General features: G+C 38.3%; 13 protein-coding genes. All 13 read right to left on the bottom strand.

Annotated features, from left to right (window positions below; translation table 11 throughout):
• Positions 1–13: 13 nt before the first annotated feature.
• The gene (locus LJ207_RS06485; RefSeq protein WP_229345326.1) at positions 14–2,293 is read right to left on the bottom strand and encodes an ABC transporter ATP-binding protein; all 2,280 of its coding nucleotides are present in this window, start codon (positions 2,291–2,293) and stop codon (positions 14–16) included.
• Entirely contained in the window at positions 2,244–4,040 is a 1,797-nt protein-coding gene (locus tag LJ207_RS06480; RefSeq protein ID WP_229345325.1) for an ABC transporter permease subunit, read from the bottom strand. Before LJ207_RS06480 ends, LJ207_RS06485 begins: the two co-directional genes overlap by 50 nt.
• Positions 4,040–5,029, bottom strand: coding sequence for an ABC transporter permease (locus LJ207_RS06475; protein ID WP_229345323.1), 990 nt, complete (start codon positions 5,027–5,029; stop codon positions 4,040–4,042). Before LJ207_RS06475 ends, LJ207_RS06480 begins: the two co-directional genes overlap by 1 nt.
• A gap of 114 nt (positions 5,030–5,143) precedes the next feature.
• Entirely contained in the window at positions 5,144–6,745 is a 1,602-nt protein-coding gene (locus LJ207_RS06470; RefSeq protein ID WP_229345317.1) for an ABC transporter substrate-binding protein, read from the bottom strand.
• Between the two features lie 180 nt (positions 6,746–6,925).
• Entirely contained in the window at positions 6,926–9,736 is a 2,811-nt protein-coding gene (gene uvrA, locus LJ207_RS06465; protein ID WP_229345315.1) for an excinuclease ABC subunit UvrA, read from the bottom strand.
• A 30-nt stretch (positions 9,737–9,766) separates the two neighbouring features.
• Positions 9,767–11,785: an excinuclease ABC subunit UvrB gene (gene uvrB, locus LJ207_RS06460; RefSeq protein ID WP_229345314.1), complete on the bottom strand. Its 2,019-nt coding sequence runs from the start codon at positions 11,783–11,785 to the stop codon at positions 9,767–9,769.
• 235 nt (positions 11,786–12,020) lie between these two features.
• Positions 12,021–12,800, bottom strand: a complete 780-nt coding sequence (locus tag LJ207_RS06455; protein ID WP_229345312.1) for a PRC-barrel domain-containing protein — start codon at positions 12,798–12,800, stop codon at positions 12,021–12,023.
• Between the two features lie 136 nt (positions 12,801–12,936).
• Positions 12,937–13,809, bottom strand: coding sequence for an L-serine ammonia-lyase, iron-sulfur-dependent, subunit alpha (gene sdaAA / locus LJ207_RS06450; RefSeq protein ID WP_229345310.1), 873 nt, complete (start codon positions 13,807–13,809; stop codon positions 12,937–12,939).
• Between the two features lie 13 nt (positions 13,810–13,822).
• Positions 13,823–14,485 carry an L-serine ammonia-lyase, iron-sulfur-dependent subunit beta gene (gene sdaAB, locus LJ207_RS06445; protein ID WP_229345308.1) on the bottom strand — a complete coding sequence of 221 codons (663 nt, stop codon included), beginning with the start codon at positions 14,483–14,485 and terminating at the stop codon, positions 13,823–13,825.
• A gap of 19 nt (positions 14,486–14,504) precedes the next feature.
• Complete coding sequence (locus LJ207_RS06440; RefSeq protein WP_229345306.1) at positions 14,505–15,716, bottom strand: S41 family peptidase; 1,212 nt, start codon at positions 15,714–15,716, stop codon at positions 14,505–14,507.
• 45 nt (positions 15,717–15,761) lie between these two features.
• Positions 15,762–16,610: a YitT family protein gene (locus LJ207_RS06435; RefSeq protein WP_229345304.1), complete on the bottom strand. Its 849-nt coding sequence runs from the start codon at positions 16,608–16,610 to the stop codon at positions 15,762–15,764.
• 61 nt (positions 16,611–16,671) lie between these two features.
• Positions 16,672–17,406: a WecB/TagA/CpsF family glycosyltransferase gene (locus tag LJ207_RS06430; protein ID WP_229345302.1), complete on the bottom strand. Its 735-nt coding sequence runs from the start codon at positions 17,404–17,406 to the stop codon at positions 16,672–16,674.
• Entirely contained in the window at positions 17,403–18,464 is a 1,062-nt protein-coding gene (gene csaB, locus LJ207_RS06425) for a polysaccharide pyruvyl transferase CsaB (protein WP_229345300.1), read from the bottom strand. The genes LJ207_RS06430 and csaB overlap by 4 nt, the downstream gene beginning before the upstream one ends.
• Between the last annotated feature and the right edge of the window lie 10 nt (positions 18,465–18,474).

The raw sequence follows: 18,474 nt of genomic DNA, 5'->3' as shown, positions 1-18,474 counted from the left end.
TTTTAAGTAGAATTTATTTTTTTGGATAAAGCACACAGGCTACTTCTTGACCTGTTTTAGTTTTTCTTAATTCAGGTTCATTTTTAGCTGCAAATTCAAGCTTAAGCTTATTACCCTGCCAGCTGCTTTTAGTAATAGCCTCAGGTAGAGACTCATTCCACTCAGCTGCCTTTTCCCAGAGATATTCTTCAAAACTATCTCTGCTATCTTCTTCTAACTGCAGACTTAGTTCAACAGCATAGCCCTTGATCTCCATCTTTTTGATCTGCTCAAAGCGAGCAAATACTTCTGGATAATCCGGGTGATTTTTTGCCTCTATTATTACTTTTTCTAAATCTTTGCCTTCAAAACCACATTCGGCTGTAGCCTGAGCACAGCGAGCATGAAAGCGGCAGCCATTTGGCAGTTCAATCGGATCCGGTATCTCACCACGGGGATCAACCCTTTCTCTGTTTCGATCTGGGTCTGGAATAGGTACTGCTGCTAAAAGCATCTTGGTATAGGGATGACAGGCACTTGAAATCACAGTTTCGGTTTCACCTATCTCCATAATCCTACCTAGATAGAGGATGGCAGTTCGATCACAGATATAGCGAATGGTTGCCAGATCATGAGAAATATAAATGATTGAGGCTCCCAAATCATCTCTTAATTTCTTTAAAAGATTCAGTATTCCTGCCCTTACAGAAACATCGAGCATAGAAACAGGTTCATCAGCGATAATGAATTTAGGGTTTAAAACTATTGCTCTAGCTAAAGCAACCCGCTGCCGCTGCCCCCCAGAAAGCTGATGGGGAAAACGATCTAAATAATCATCTACAGGTCTTAATTCAGCTTTATGCAGAGCTTCTTTAACCCTTTCTAATCTCTGGAAAAAATCAGCCCCTATATTGTGAATTTTCAATGGCTCCATAATTGTCTGCATAACTGTAAAGCGGGGATTTAAGGTTTCATAAGGGTCCTGAAAGACTACCTGTAGGTCTTTTCTAAAACTTTTTAGCTTTCTTTTCTTTAAATCGGAGATATCTCTGCCTAAATAAAGTATTCTCCCCTGACTTGGTTTTTGTAATCGGGCTACCAGCTCACCCAGGGTTGATTTACCTGAACCACTTTCACCTGCAAAACCAAGTATTTCTTTTTCTTTAACCTTAAAATTAACTCCATCAACAGCTTTAAGAATCCTTTTTTTTCGGCCAAAAAAGTCTTTGCTTTTTAACTCAAATGATTTTTTTAATTCAGCAACTTCAAGTACATCTTTTTCTTTTTTCTGAGGCTTGATTTTAACACTTTCCAGCTCCTGATCCCAGGTTGCTGGCAGTGCAGCCTTTTCTCTAAATTCTTTTACTTTATTGGGATAATGACAGGCAACAAGATGTTGTTCAGCAACTTCTTTTATCTCTGGATCTTCTTCACAGAGTTCAGTTGCAAATGGACACCTTGCTTTAAATCTACAGCCATTTAAATCTCTAGCTAAATTGGGTGGAGAGCCGGGAATAGAAATCAAATCCTCTTTGGCAGCCTCAAGAGTTGGAAAGGCATTAATCAAACCTAAAGTATAGGGATGATAAGCATCCTTAAAAATTTCTCTGGTGCTTCCCTGTTCCATAATCCTGCCGGCATACATTACAGCAGTTCGCTGACAAAGTTCTGCTACTACAGAAATATCATGAGTCACCAAAATTATAGATGAGTTTATTTTATTCTGTAAATAGACGAACTGTTTTAAAATTCCATCTTGAACTACAACATCTAAAGCAGTTGTAGGTTCATCTGCAATGATCAACGGTGGATCTAAGGCCATTGCCATTGCGATCACAACTCTCTGTTTCATTCCCCCAGATAACTGATGGGGATAATCATTTAAACGACTTTTTTCCAGACCAACCAATGAAAAAAGATGGGCTGAACGATCAAGTGCTTCTTCTCTGCTAATTTTTATATGAGTTTGAAATGCTTCTACCATCTGTTCACCAATTTTATAAACAGGGTTGAGGGCATTCATTGCACTTTGGGTAACCATTGCAATTTCCCGCCAGCGCACCTTATTTAATTCTGCTTCACTTAATTTGGCTAAATCTCTACCCTGAAAATTGATCTCTCCCCCCACAATTCCACCATTGGAGGGAAGAATTCTATTAATCGATTTAGCAGTTGTTGTTTTACCACAACCACTTTCACCTACCAGGCCAAGATTTTCTCCTGATTTTAAATCAAAAGAAACACCATCAACCGCTTTAATTATTTTATTGTTCATCCGGTAATATGTTTTCAAATTCTTCAGCTTCAGGAGCATTATCTCTACCTCCTCTTAATCTTGGGTTTGTAAGAACTTCAAGTGATCTTGAAATCAAAAATACAGATATTACAGTAACTGAGATAAACAAGCCAGGGGGAATTACCCACCACCAGGCTGTACGCCAGGCTCCAGAAAGACGTGCTGAATGAAGTATTGTTCCCCAACTGTAAATCTGTGGTGGCCCAAGACCCAGGAAGCTAAGCGTTGCTTCTGCAGTAATAGCATATCCCATTGCAACTGCCAGCTGTAAAAAGGCCAATGGTAAAATATTCGGTGTTATATGAATAAGCATAATCCTGGCATCACTTGCCCCAGCTACTCTGGCTGCTTTAATAAATGGTCTTTCAACAAGTGATAAAACCTGAGAACGGATAATTCGGGCATTTGTTCGCCAGGTTAAAAGACCGATCGCCATTATAATAATCCAGAGGCTTGGCTCAAAAATTAGGACTAAGATAATCGCAAATGGTTCCAGGGGTAATCCATACATTATATCTACTATTCTCATCAAAAAGTTATCAACTCCACCCCGATAATAACCGGCAATCAAACCAACAGTTGCTCCAATAAAATTAACAACTAAAGCTGCTATAATTCCGACCATCAGAGCAGTTCTTGTTCCATACATAACCTGACTCCAAATATCACGGCCCAGATGAGTTGTCCCAAAAAAGTGATCTCGAGAAGGTGGGGCAAGCTCATTGATATAAGGCTCTACTCCATAGATATAACCCTGATCATCAGCAAAACTAATCCCCCGATAATCCCGGCGGGTTATTCTATCAAGACTCTGCCAGCTTTCTCCATCATATTTTATAATACTACCTCTTAATCCGACCGCATATGCTTCATTTTCGGAAGTATGAATAACTCCATTCAGTGAGCGAGAAGCTCCACTATCAGCTGTATACCAGTCCTGACCATCATAGATCATAACTGTAGCCCTCTCACCAACAGCAATAGCCTGATTTTCATTAAAATATGAAACTGCCAATAAATCTCTAAAGGTAGAATCCATAAAAGAACGGAATGATGGTTCACTTAACTCTCCATCTCTATAATGGATTATTGTCCCTCTATCACCAACAATTATGCCATCTTCACTGTTGATAAAGGAGATTTCTCTTAGATTTCTCGTTGTAGAACTATCGATCTCTGTCCAACTATCTCCATCCCAGCTTAAAAAGAGGCCATTATCACCAACTGCATAAGCCTGACTAGAATTGAGAATAATTAGATCATTAATATTTTCTTCAGTATTTGTAGGCATTATCTGCCAGCTATCAGCTGCTTGGCGCAGAATAATTCCAGCTTCTCCAGCAACAAATCTAAGCTCTTCATAAACAGCTGCTGCCAAAAAATTAATATTCAATTCTAACTTGAATTCCTGCCAATCATCACCTAATTCTTTTAAGTATATATAACCCTCATCAGCTGCAGCCAGTTGATAATTATCACCCAGGGCTACTTCATTGAGAGGTCTTTGACCAATAACCTGATAATTTTTCCATTCCCCATCTTCATCAAAGGGGATAACACTTCCTTCAATCCGCTCATTCATCTGATTGGGATCATGGCTGGCCAGCATTGGAGCAAAAATAGCAATTAAAATTATAATTGACAGTAATATAGCTCCAATTCTTCCCAAAGGGTCACGAAAAATTATTTTAAATGGTTCAAATAAATTAACTAGCATTGGTTTAAAATATTTTAAGCGTTCTTTAAATCCTTTTTTAGCAGCCATTATTTATTTCCCCCTTTTAATACAACCCGGGGATCTAAATAACTATAGAGAAGATCAGCTACTGTATTCATAATTAAAACCAGGCCTGCCATCATCATAAAGGCACTTTGTGCCATTGGAAAATCACTGGTCCTTACAGCCTGAATCATCTCCCTACCAAGTCCTGGCCAGGAAAAGACCACCTCTACTACTACCTGTCCCCCAACTGCAAGCCCAATTGTAATTGCAGCCTGGGTTACAACAGGTAAGAGTGCATTCCGGGCCACATGTTTATACATTATTCTCCGTTCACTTAAACCTTTTGCCTGACAAAGCTCAATAAAATCCTCACCCATAATCTCCAGCATAGTATTTCTCATTATCAACATCGGTAAACCAAGATAATAAAGGGCTATGGTCAGCATCGGTAAAAATAGATGCCGCAGATAATCAAGGGTCATGATCTTATCAAAATTTCCAGTGGCCGTATAAGGCAGGGTTCTCATCCCACTGGTTGGTAATATACCCAGCCAAATACCAAAGATCATAATAAAGATCATCCCTGTCCAAAAAACCGGGGCAGAACGCAAAAAGAGCCCACCGACTATTCCGGCAAATTCTGTATTGCTTCCCCTTTTCCAGGATAATAAAACTCCCAGCAGTGGTCCAATCAAATAGGAAATAAATATGGCAGGCAGCATCAGAGCTAAGGTATTAAAAAGTTTTTCCATTAATATAGGGAAAACTGCCGATTTATAGTGAAAAGATATTCCAAATTCACCTGTAAGAAAATTTCTTAAATAAATAAAATATTGTTCAACTAAAGGTCTATCCAGGCCAAAACGAGCCCTAACAAGTGCCTGTTCTTCTGCTGAAAGTCCATCCATTACCAAAGCAGCAGTTGGGTCAGGCAGAGCTAACCTAAATAGAAAAAATAAAATTGTTAGTATTATAAAAAATGTTATGATTAATTGAATAATTCTTTTGGCAATATATTGTCCTTTTCCCATAACTTCACCTCATTGAAAATTTCTTGATTCTGTTTTAATTTGAAAAAAATAAGGGGGATAAAATCCCCCCTTTTGGTCTTAAATTAAGTTCTAATTATATTTTTCTCTGCCATATTATTGAGGGAAATTTAGTCTACCTTCATCATCCCACCAATAACCTGCTGCTTCTAATCTTTCTCTGGCCAGATCTAAATCATAATCATAGAGAGGTACATCTGGATTATGCCAGAAAGCATTTACAGGAGCAATTATTGAGGTTCCTCTTTCACCTAAGCCATCAAGTAGAACATTAATAAATGTATCATATGGTACTGCGTGAGCTAAGGCTCTTCTGAATTCTATATCATCCATTGGGGGAACCCTTAAGTTATATGTCATATGGTAATATCCAAAGTCAGGTACACTAACAACTTCAAGGTGATCTTCCTGCTCAGCTAAATTAATTTGAGCTGGTTCCAATCTCCAGGCAGTCATATCGATTTCTTCTGTTACTAGGGCAGTATAAACACCTTCAGAATCAGCATAGATATTAAAATCTACTGCATCAATATCTATTTCATCTGCCATAAAGTAGTCTTCATTTTTAACCAGACGCTTGTATTCACCACGATCATATTGATCAAATACAAGTGGTCCACTACCTACAGTTGGTACATCTTCTGGTGAAAGCTGGTCAGCAGCTTCTATATCTTCCCAGAGGTGTTTTGGTAATATAGGTATCTGACTTAAGGTTACTGTAATGAAGAATGAAGTTGGTTCTTCAAGAACAAAGTGTAAGGTATTGTCATCAACAATTATGACCTCTTCTAAAGGCTGATAAAATGGCCTAAAGTAAGCGAAATCTTGTTCTTGATAATAATCATAACTGAATTTAACATCTTCTACAGTTACGGCTTCACCATCATGGAAGTTCATTCCATCTCTTAAAACTATCTCAATTGTATTATCATCAATTGCCTCAACTGATTCTGCAGCCCATGGTAAAGGCTCGATATCAGGTGAGAGGCGAATTAATTTATCATAATACATCCTCATGAATTTCCAACCCCAAACTGTTGTAGAATCAAGAGGATTAATATTATCAGGTTCCTGAGTTGTTCCGATAGTTAAGCTTCTATCAGCTCCTAAAGGTTCAACATCAAAAGGAATCCATTCATTATAGATTGCTTCACCAGCCATTGGTACAAATCCAGTGAAATTATCTTTGTTATAGGCTACAACCTCATCTCTAAAAAAGAGTATATTAAGTGGCTGTTCATCCATAGCAATTGACTGCATTTCCAGAACATATTCTCTTCTCAAATCCTGATCAAATTCCTGTGACTGCAGCTGAAAAAGCTCATCATATCTTTCATTTACATAGCCGCCCGGGTTATTACCACCAAGGTCAGATTGTCCAGATTCTAAAGTCCCTAAAAAGTGCTGAGGATCAAGCCTATCAACCCTGCCTGACCAACCAGCAATGGCAATTTCAAAATCCTGTTCATTATAGAAATTTTGAATTAATGTGCTAAATTCAGTTGGTGAAACAGTGACTTCAATACCTAATTCAGCTAGATTATCCTGAATTAAAAAAGCTGCTTCATAACGAATCGGATCATAACCTTCAGTAGTTGTCATGATATTTAATTCAGGAACCCTTTGGGCTGAGACTCCCACACTCAGTACTAGTACCAGAATTGCAACAAATAAATAGGGTAACAATTTTCTGCGCATCTTCTAACTCCTCCTTGTTTAAATTTTGAAAATATTTATAATACTACATTTTATTATATTATAATTTTTGACTGGGGTCAATTATGTATCCACTTATTCTAGGATTAATAGCTATTTATTAATACTAAGAAATGAAAAACCTCCAACAAAATGCTGGAGGTTAATTGAATCTAAATTGATTTAAAGTATATCCTTTAAAAATTTACCTGTATATGAACCTTCAGTATTGGCTACAGCTTCAGGGCTACCCTTGGCGATTAACTGCCCACCTTTTTCTCCACCTTCTGGACCTAAATCAATAATATAATCAGCTGATTTTATCACATCTAAATTATGCTCGATTACAATCACTGTATTACCATCTTCTCTGAGGCGGTGAAGTACACTTAAAAGCTTTTTTACATCGTCAAAATGAAGACCTGTTGTCGGCTCATCTAATAAATAAATAGTTTGGCCTGTACTTCTTTTGCCGAGTTCTTTAGCGATTTTAACCCGCTGAGCTTCTCCTCCAGAAAGGGTTGTAGCGGGCTGACCTAATCTAATATAGCCTAAACCTACATCATAAAGGGTCTGCAGCCTTCTTCTAATAGTTTCGATGTTTTCAAAAAACTCCAGGGCTTCTTCAACATTCATATCTAATACATCAGCTATATTTTTACCCTTATATTTTATCTCTAAGGTCTCCCGATTATATCTTTTACCATCACAGACCTCACAGGGAACATAAACATCAGGTAAAAAGTGCATTTCTATCTGTTCTTCCCCCTGACCTTTACAGGCTTCACAGCGTCCTCCTTTAACATTAAAGCTGAAACGGCCGATTTCATAACCACGCTGTTTGGCTTCTGGAGTACTGGCAAATACATCTCTGATATAATTAAAAACCTTGGTATAGGTGACTGGATTAGAGCGGGGTGTTCTCCCGATCGGAGACTGATCGATATTGATCACCTTATCTATCTGCTCTAAACCCTTTAAACCATCATGATCTCCAGGATGAAGGGTTGAATCATAGATTTCTTTCATCAACCTTCTTTTTAAAACATTATTGACCAAGGTACTTTTACCTGAACCTGAAACTCCTGTCACACAGGTGAAAGTTCCCAGGGGAATATCAACATCTATATTTTTAAGGTTGTGCTGTCTGGCTCCTTCTATTGTCAGCCAATTACCGTTGGGCTGATATCTATCTGCAGGTACTTCTATTTTTTTGCTGCCATTTAAATACTGACCTGTTAATGATCTTTTTTCATTTATAATATCATCAACACTACCCTGGGCAACAATTTCTCCCCCGTGTTTTCCGGCCCCAGGCCCGATATCAATAATATGATCAGCTGAGCGAATTGTTTCTTCATCATGTTCAACCACGATTACAGTATTACCCTGATCCCTAATATGCTCTAAGGTTCTAATCAGACGATTATTATCCCGCTGGTGTAAACCAATACTTGGCTCATCAAGTATATATAATACTCCGACAAGACCTGAACCGATCTGGGTTGCCAGCCTGATTCGCTGAGCTTCTCCACCAGAAAGGGTTCCAGCAGAACGATCAAGGGTTAAATAATCGAGCCCCACATCAATTAAAAAACTGAGCCTGGCCTTAATTTCTTTGAGAATTTCTTTACCTATATAAGCCCGTCTCTGATCAAATTCTACCTCTTCTAAAAAGCTGTAGGCGTCTTTAATTGAAAAAGCAGTAAATTCAGCAATGGAAAGTCCACCGATGGTTACTGCCAGCACCTCAGGTTTTAAACGCTGACCTCCACAAACCTGACAGGGGATTTCATTCATATATCTTTCCATCCGTTTATGAGTTCCTGGTGAATCAGAATCACTCATTCTTTTTTGTAAATAGCCGATTACTCCCTTAAATTTGGTTGTATGATCCCTTGTTCTCCCATAACGATTGGTATAAGGGAAGGTTATTTTCTCCTTACTTCCATAAAGCAGTAATTTTATCAAATCTTCATCCAGTTTTTTAAGTGGGGTCTGCCGGCTAAAATCATGTTTTTCCGCTAAAGCTGCCAAGAGGGCTGGATAATAACGGCTGGAAGAATTTTTCCAGGGAATTATTCCTCCCTCAGCAATTGATTTGTCTTTATCTAAGATCAATTCGGGATCAAACTCTTTTTTCACGCCCAGACCTCCACAATTATCACAGGCCCCATAAGGACTGTTAAAAGAAAACATCCGGGGAGATTTCTCTTCTAAACTGATCCCACAATCAACACAGGCAAATTTTTCACTATAGGTTGTTGTTTGACCATCAACTTCGTTAATCATGACCAGTCCATCAGCATATTCTAAGGCTGTTTCTACTGAGTCAGCCAGTCTTTCTCTGATCCCCTGCTTAACGATCAAACGGTCAACTATGACCTCAATATCATGTTTAATATTTTTATCAAGTTTTTCAGCCTCTTCAAGCAGCATTATTTCTCCATCGATCCTGGCTCTGACAAAACCATCTCTAACTGCCTGCAGAAAGGTTCTCTCATGTTCACCTTTACGTCCCCTGACTATAGGGGCCATCACCATGATCTTTGTTCTTTCGGGAAGTTCTAAAACCTGATCTACAATTTCATCAACGGTTTGGGAGTTGATCTCCTGTCCACATTCAGGACAGTGAGGAATACCAACTCTAGCATAAAGCAAGCGCAGATAGTCATAAATCTCGGTAACAGTTCCCACAGTTGAGCGGGGATTACGGCTGGTTGTTTTTTGGTCGATCGAAATCGCAGGTGAAAGTCCCTCTATATATTCTACCCTTGGTTTTTCCATCTGCCCTAAAAACTGCCTTGCATAGGCAGAGAGAGACTCTACATAACGCCTCTGTCCTTCTGCATAAATGGTATCAAAAGCAAGGGAAGACTTACCAGAACCACTTAAACCTGTGATCACTATTAATTTATCACGCGGAATATCTAAATCTATTTTTTTAAGGTTGTGCTCTTCAGCACCCTTAACTATTATTCGATCTTTTGCCATTTTTACACCTCTTGTATTATAGCTTTGACATTAAAGTTCTGCTTCTAATTCTTCTATTTCATCTCTAATCTGAGCTGCAATTTCAAATTCTAGATTTGCTGCAGCCTCTTCCATTTCTGCTTCTAAATCCATAATTAATTGATGGATTTCTTTGCTGCTCATCTCAGCATAATTTTCTTTTCTTTCTGCTTCACTTTCTCCAGCTTTACTTTTATCATAATAACGGCTTTTATCTTCAGAAACAACCATCTCAACCGGTCTCAGCACATCTCGTACAGGTTTGATAATCGTTTCCGGTGTTATATCATTTTCTTCATTATATTTAAGCTGTATTTCTCTTCTTCTTTCTGTTTCATCTATAGCATTTCGCATTGAATCAGTTATTTTATCAGCATACATTATTACCTTACCACCAACATTACGGGCAGCTCTACCGATGGTCTGTACTAAAGCCCTTTCTGAACGCAGAAATCCTTCTTTGTCTGCATCTAAAATAGCAACTCTAGAAACCTCTGGTAGATCTAAACCTTCTCTTAAAAGATTGATCCCGACCAGAACATCAAACTCACCCAGTCTGAGATCGCGAATAATCTCTGACCTTTCAATAGTATCGATATCTGAATGAAGATAGCGAACTCTGATCCCTGCTTCTGCCAGATATTCTGTCAGATCCTCTGACATTTTTTTGGTTAAAGTTGTAACCAGAACCCTTTCTCCAGCTTTAACAACCTGTCTAATCTCTTCCAGCAAATCATCTATCTGAGCTTTAGTAGGCCTAAGAACTATTTCTGGATCTACCAGACCTGTTGGTCTAATTATCTGTTCCACAATTTGCTTGCTGTGTTTTTTCTCATAGGGTCCAGGGGTTGCAGATACATAAACTGCCTGTGGAACTACCTCCTGAAACTCTTCAAAATTGAGTGGTCTGTTATCAAGAGCAGAAGGAAGTCGGAAACCATATTCAACCAGTTTTTCTTTACGGGAACGGTCACCAGCATACATTCCTCCAATTTGAGGTACGGTCATATGTGATTCATCGATTATTACCATAAAATCATCGGGAAAATAATCTAAGAGGGCCATCGGTCTTGAACCCTTTTCCCTCCCTGCCAAATGTCTAGCATAATTTTCTATACCTGAACAAAAGCCCATCTGTTCTAACATCTCTAAATCATAGCGGGTTCGCTGTTCAAGCCTTTGGGCCTCAACCAGCCTGTTTTCAGTTCTTAATTCTTCTAAACGCTCTTCTAACTCAGCTGAAATTGTTTTAATTGCTCTTTTAACCTTATCCTCAGGTGTTACAAAGTGAGAAGCAGGATAAATTGTCATTTCATCTATTTCTGCCTGAACCTCTCCGGTCACAGTATTAATTCTAGTAATTCTTTCAATCTCATCACCAAATAGTTCTACTCTGATCGCTACATCCCTGTAAGCAGGGAAAATGTCGATTACATCTCCTTTAACCCGAAAGTGCCCTCGAGAAGTATCCATATCATTACGACTGTACTGCATAAAGGTTAAACTTCTGGTGATCTCTTTGCGCTCCATTATCTTTCCCTGCTTTATATGAAGAGATAAATCAAGATAATCATCAGGTGAACCAAGTCCGTAAATACAGGAAACACTTGCCACAATCAAAACATCTCTTCTCTCAAAAAGTGAGGTTGTAGCTGAAAGTCTCAGCTTCTCTATTTCTTCATTTACAGAGGCATCTTTTTCTATATAGGTATCTGTCTGAGGAACATAAGCCTCAGGTTGATAATAGTCATAATAACTTACAAAATACTCAACTGCATTATCGGGAAAAAACTCTTTAAATTCACTTGTCAATTGAGCTGCCAGGGTTTTATTATGGGCAATAACTAAGGTCGGCTTATTAACCTCTTCCACCAGCCTGGCCATGGTAAATGTTTTGCCGGTTCCTGTTGCCCCAAGCAGGGTCTGATGTTTATAGCCTTTATTTATGCCTTTGGCCAAATTTTCTATGGCTTCAGGTTGATCTCCTTTTGCTGCAAAAGGGGCTTTAAGTTTAAATTCTCCGTCTTTCACAAAATATCTCCCCCAATAGTTAAATTAATTTCTTAAATAATTTTAATCCTGAATATTTATTATACTGCAGTAATCAAATATTTTCCGTAAGCTAATAACAAATAAGCAAAAAAGTGAATGTATGTTTAGTGCTGCTGTATTATTATATCAATAATTATTATTAATTTAAAGAGAATTGGACAAAAAAAAGAATCCCGTTAAGGATTCTTTGTTTATCAAGCTAAGCTTTTTAAATTTAAGGCCAGTACTTAGGTTCATCATAATGATCATAGAGGTCTTCTTCATAATCTCTATCAACCAACTCTTTGGCCTCATCTTCTTCATATTTAGGAGCATTTTTAATCTCTTTTTTGCTTTTATCAACAAAGATCTGCTTTTTGTCCCAGCTGATATGACGAACCCATTCAGGGGCGATGATCACCTTTTTGGAAGGTAATATTTTACGGGTATCTATTAATAAATAGCGGATTAACCAGTCTTCTTCATCTACAAAAAGGTCTTTTACCTTGCCAAAACTCTTATCTACAGCCTGAATTTCATAACCACTGATTTCATTTAAGCTTCTCAGATTAGAATCAAGTTCCTCCTCTTTTGCCTGTTTTTCTTCATCAGTTAGAGTTTCAAAATCAAATAACTTTTCTCTCATTTTTGTCCCAGCTGGAATAGTAGGTACTCCTCCAGAACTTGTACTCGCCCAATAAAGCGGCCAATCATAGTAATCAACAACGTTTTCTTCCATTATTTTAGAAATAGGCTGATTTTTTTCTAGACTGGGTCCATTTTCTAATGCTTCTGCTCTCATAGTTGTTTTAATTTCTTTTTTATTGTGGTCAATAGCTTCTATTTCATCGGTAGAGATTAAAGTCTGTTCTTTTTTAAGCCAGCAATCAGTATCTAAAACTAAATAGCGGAGAATAAAATGATCCTGATCAAAGTAAAAATCACTAACTTCACCTAGTTCTTCCTCTTTACCCTGAACTTTAAAAGCTTTAAGCTCATTTAATTTCCTCAGCATAATTAACACCTCCTTAGTCTTCTCCAGAGAATATAAGGGGTGAATCTGATTAGCTTTTATTTTGTGTTTATATTATAGGAAATTATACCCAATAATGCAAGTAAAAATTTACAAAAAAAAGAGGCCAAAGCGCCTCTTAGTTATTAAATAATTCATCTTTAATTTTTAAGGCTGTCTCACAGACAGCTAGACCACCCTTTGAAGTTTCTTTTAATGTATTAGGCATCTGCTCTCCTATATCTGTCATGGCATTGATTACCTCATCTGCAGGAATAACGCTTTCTATTCCCGCCCTAGCCATCGCAGAAGCTGTTAAAGCATGAGCTGCTGCAAAAGCATTCCTTTTAACACAGGGTACTTCTACCAGGCCTGCCACCGGATCACAAACAAGTCCTAACATGTTTTTTAAGGCCAGGGCAAAGGCATTAACAACCATTTTAGGATTACCTCCTTTTAGCTCTACAGCTGCTCCAGCAGCCATTGCCGCTGCTGCCCCACATTCAGCCTGGCAGCCACCAGCTGCTCCAGAAAGAGTAGCTTTTTTAGAGATAACATAGCCAAGTCCAGAAGCAGTAAATAGAGCCTCAATTACTTTATGATCTTTAAGCTCTAATTCTTCAGCTAAGGCAACAACTACTGCAGGAACAATCCCACTTGCACCAGCTGTGGGACCGGCAATAATCTTGCCCATTCCGGCATTTACTTCAGCTACTGCTAAAGCATAGCTGATCACCTTATTATGAATAGTAAAATCCTGCTTATCTTTTTGATAATAATTTTTCATTTTTAAGGCTTCTTGACCAACTAAGCCCCCACCTGTTTTGATCTTATTATTAATACCTCTGCTTATTGACTGCCTCATTACCTCTAAATTATCCAGCATCAGCTCTTCTATCTCATTTCGGCTGAGTTCACTTTCTTCCATCTCTACCCTTAATACTATTTCGGCAAGAGAAGTGTTCTCTTGCTCAGCTAAATTTAATAGTTCCTCTATTGTTCTGTACTCCACCTCTTATCTCCCCCTATAATGCAGGCAGATATCTAAGCTGATAGATATCTTTGCACTTTTCTAATTGATCAAGCACAGCTTGAGGAGGTTTTTGATCTAATTCCAGTATCGAGGAACCTATGTCACCTCTCCGATTTCTATAAACCTGCATAAAAGCAATATTAATCTGATGTTCTCCTAAAACTGTGGTGATCAAAGCTATTTCTCCCGGTCTGTCTTTATGTCTGATCCAGAGGGTAGGCAGCCTACCTGTTAATTTAACAGGACTAGCATTGATCTCCCTGACCTCTATGCTGCCTCCACCGATAGAAGCAGCCAGAACGGAAATAGATTGAGCAGTACTTTGATTAGATAATTCAATTAAAGCAGTATTTGGGTGAACATCTCTTAATTTAATCTCTTCGATTAAATAATCCATTCCTTTTTTTTCAGCCCAGCTAAAAGAATCTCTGAGCCGTTCGTCATCAGGCTTAAATCCCAATAATCCACCAATAATGGCTTTATCTGTTCCATGACCAACTGCCGTATCAGCAAAAGAACCGTGCAGCTTAACAACAGCCTTATCTATTTTTTCGGCAAAAAGAAGGGCAGCCATCCTACCTATTCTGGCAGCACCTGCTGTATGAGAACTAGAAGGGCCGATCATCGCCGGCCCCATTATTTCAAATATACCCATTTATTTCAGCTCCTAATTATTATCTTTCAGCTAAAATTCTCTCCATTTCTTCAATAGCTGCTTCCAGCTGATTATCGACTTCTTCAGCTGCTGCATCAGCATCAAATTCTACCTTGATATCAGGTTCTATACCCAGCTCGTGAATATAGTTATCCTTAGGAGTATAGTATCTAGCAGTTGTTAAACTTACTGCTGAGCCATCCTGGAGAGGTATTACAGACTGCACAACACCTTTACCAAAACTGTTTGTTCCCATAATTACTGCTCTTTCATAATCCTGAAAAGCACCTGCTACTATCTCTGAGCCACTGGCTGAACCTACATTTATCAATACTATCAAAGGTATTTCAGTATCAGAGTTCATCTGCTGATTTACTTCTAGTACTCTTTCGGTTTCATCTCTCTGTCTTACAGAAACTATATCACCTTGATCTAAAAATACAGAGGCAACATCAATTGATTCAGAAAGGATTCCACCCGGATTATTACGCAGATCAAGGATTATTCCCTGAGCACCAGCCTCTTTTAATTCAGCCAATTCATTTTCTACATCACTTCCTACATTTTCTATAAACTGGGCCAGACTAATATAGCCTATTTGCTCTGTTTTCATTTCCGATTCTACATAAGGTACTTCTATATCTTCCCTTGTTATCTCAACTTCAAAGGGATCTTCCTGTCCCCTTTTGATTTTTAATACAACATCAGTACCTTCTTCACCCCTCATTAAATCAGCGGCCTTCATCTGTGACATCTCTGCAGTATCCTGCCCATCTATTTCCTTAATCACATCACCTGACTGTAAGCCTGCTCTTTCTCCTGGAGTATTATTGATCGGTGATACTATTGTCAGCTCATTATCACGGGTTGTAATTACAATACCAATTCCACCATATTTGCCTTCATATTCCTGCTGCATTTCTGCAAATTCTTTGGGAGTCATAAAATATGAGTAGCGGTCAACCTTATTTAACATTCCCTCGATTGCACCCTGGATTAGAGTATCAAGTTCTACATCTTCAACATAATAGTTCTGCAGTAAATACATTATATCCTGAAAGGCATTTGCCTTTGTGTAATCCGATTCTTCTAGTGATTCTTCAGTTATCGGTTCATCTAATTCTACTTCTTCAGCTGCAAGGTTCCCCCCCAGCACAGATACCATCAAGAACAGGGCCAGCAGTAAAACAATTAATTTATTCTGATAAATTTCTCTTATTTTGCTTATCAACTTATCCACCTTCTTTCTTAATTTTAATCAACAATTATCTAAAAACTATATCTTCTCAGCAATTTCTGCAAATCCTTCTCCAATAACCTCATTAGCATTACTAATCACAACAAAGGCATCTTTATCTATTTCTGCCACTATCTTTTTTAAGCTTGAGACCTCTGTCCGGGAAATAATGGACATCAGTACTTTTTTCTCACTACCTGTAAAACCACCTTCACCTTTGAATTTAGTTGTGCCTCTATTTAAATCATTAACAATTTTTTTATTGATCTCTTCTGCCTGATCAGAAATAATCAGCACCGCTTTTTTAATGTGCAGACCTTCCTGAACAACATCGATGGTCTGGGAGGTAATAAAAATGGTTACTGCAGCATAAAGGGCAACCTCGATATTAAAAAATATTCCAGCCAGAGCCACAACTATTCCATCAGCAATCAATAGACCTTCTCCAACCGTAATCCCGGTAAAATAATTAATCAGTGTAGCTATCATATCTGTACCACCTGTTGTACCCCGGGAACGAAAAACTATTCCCAGTCCAATTCCACCTAAGACTCCTCCATAAATAGAGGCGAGTAAAAGATCATCTGTTAAAGCAACCACATTAGGCTGTAAAAGATCAGTAAAAAAAGAAAAAGTTAAAATTCCATAAATTGTTTTAAGCCCAAAACCGGTACCCATGATCTTCATACTGGCTAAAAATAAGGGGATATTAAAAACAAGCATGGTAATACCGATCGGAAAGTTAGTTAAATAAAATATAACGGTTGCCAGTCCACTTATTCCCCCAGCGGCAATTCTATTCGGTACTAAAAAGACTGTTAAGGCCAGAGCAATTATAAAACTTCCCACTGTCATGCCCATATATTCTATAATCTTTCTTTTGACCATCTTCTCTTCCCCCTGTTTTTAATCAAACTTAACTCAAGCCTTTGAGATTTCAAAAATACTCTTAGCTTTTTAAAAATCTTTTTTTTAAAACTAAATAAATGAATTTAGGTAAGGCCAGCATCCTTGCAAAACGAGAAGGTTCCTGTAAAAGCCTGTAAAACCATTCAAGACTGGCTTTCTGCATCCAGAGTGGAGCCCGTTTGGCCTCACCGGCCAGCACATCAAAACTTCCCCCAACTGTGATAGCAACTTTAAGCTTAAGTTGGCTGAGATTTTGGGCTAGAAATCTTTCCTGGAGTGGAACTCCCATTCCCACTAAAAGCAGATCTACCTCCCGCTCATTTATCTCAGCTATTATTTCTTCCTGCATCTTTTTATCTATGTAACCATGATGATACCCGACAATATTTAAAGCCGGATAGCTCTGCTTTAAATTTTCTACAGCTTTGTCAACTATACCCGGTTTGCTGCCTAAAAAATAAAAATTATAAGCTTCGTTTTCCAGTTCACTAAAAAGACGGTTGATCAGATCAAAACCTGCTACCCTTTCCGGCAGCTTATCACCCATTATCTTTGAAGCCAGTACAACTCCGGCTCCATCTGCAGTGGCAAGAGCTGCCGAATTAAGTATCTCAGCTAGTTCAGCATCCTCTGCAGCCATGGCGATCATCTCAGAATTAGGGGTTACTACAAGTGAAGGGCCATCCTCTTTTAAAAAACTACGAATTCTTGCTGCTGCCCCATCCATATCCAGCTTATCTATCTTTACATTTAAAATATTTAAAACTTCTCTCAAAGTGAAACCTCCTTAAAAAGGAGTTCCCTAAAATCTTCAGCTGCCTTTTTTTTCTCCAGTGCAAAATCCCATAATTTTTTGCGGACAGTATAGCGTTCTGAAAGTAAAGCTTCAAGCTCCTGCTCAATTTCTTCTCCCTGCAGTCCTTCTAATTTGAGCAGCGGTAAATAGCTGATCGGATCTATCAAACCTTCAATCTTGGGATCATAGCTTAAAGCAAGGGAAGGAATCTGATTTATGAGAGCAAAGATCAAACTGTGCAGCCTAACCCCCAGAAAAAGATCCAGCAGCGCAAACTTTTTTAAAGCAGCTTTAGGTTCAGCTGGAAGTTCTATAATTTCCGAATCAGTTTCTAAAAGCTCTTTTAACTCTGCTGTCATTTTTTTATCTGAGCCTTTGTGCATGGCAAAAAGCTGATAACTCACCTTATATTCTCGAGCAAAATTATTAAGTCCTTTTGCCAGTTCAGCCAAATAATCTGTTGACCAGGGTCTAACAGAAACACCGATTTTTAATTCACCCTTGATCTTTTGTCTAACCACATTTTCCCGTTCATAAAGGGCAAAAACCGGATCAACGGTCTCTATTATCTCTTTTTTAACCCCGACCTCTTTTAAAAGCTCTTTAGATTTCTGATCTCTAACCCCGATAAAATCAAATCTATTTAAAGAAAAGGCAGTAAGTAATCGGCTCCAACCTTTATTTAAAGGTCCTACTCCTTGAGCATAAAAGGCTGTTTTACACTTCTGCATTTTTGCCAGCCAGAAAAGACCCAAATAATATGGTACAGAAGCAGAACCTGTTACATCCTGCAGCAAACTGCCACCTCCACTAATAAAAAGATCCGCTTCTTTAAGCAGAGCCAAAATTTTAGGAATCGATGTTCTACTAACAGTTTCTACACCATAACGTTCAGCACTCTGCTCTGGTGAAGCGGAAAGCACCGTTATTTTGAGTTCTTTATTCTTTTTTTTAAGCAGGGAGATTATCCCGGCTAGTATTGCTTCATCACCAAGGTTATCAAATCCATAATAACCTGAAATCACAATCTTTTTCATTATCATAGCT

This window comes from Halanaerobium polyolivorans (assembly GCF_020711195.1).
Classification (GTDB): Bacteria; Bacillota; Halanaerobiia; order Halanaerobiales; family Halanaerobiaceae; genus Halanaerobium; species Halanaerobium polyolivorans.
Note: the sequence above shows the minus strand (reverse complement) of the source record. Positions and strands in the feature narration are given on the sequence as shown.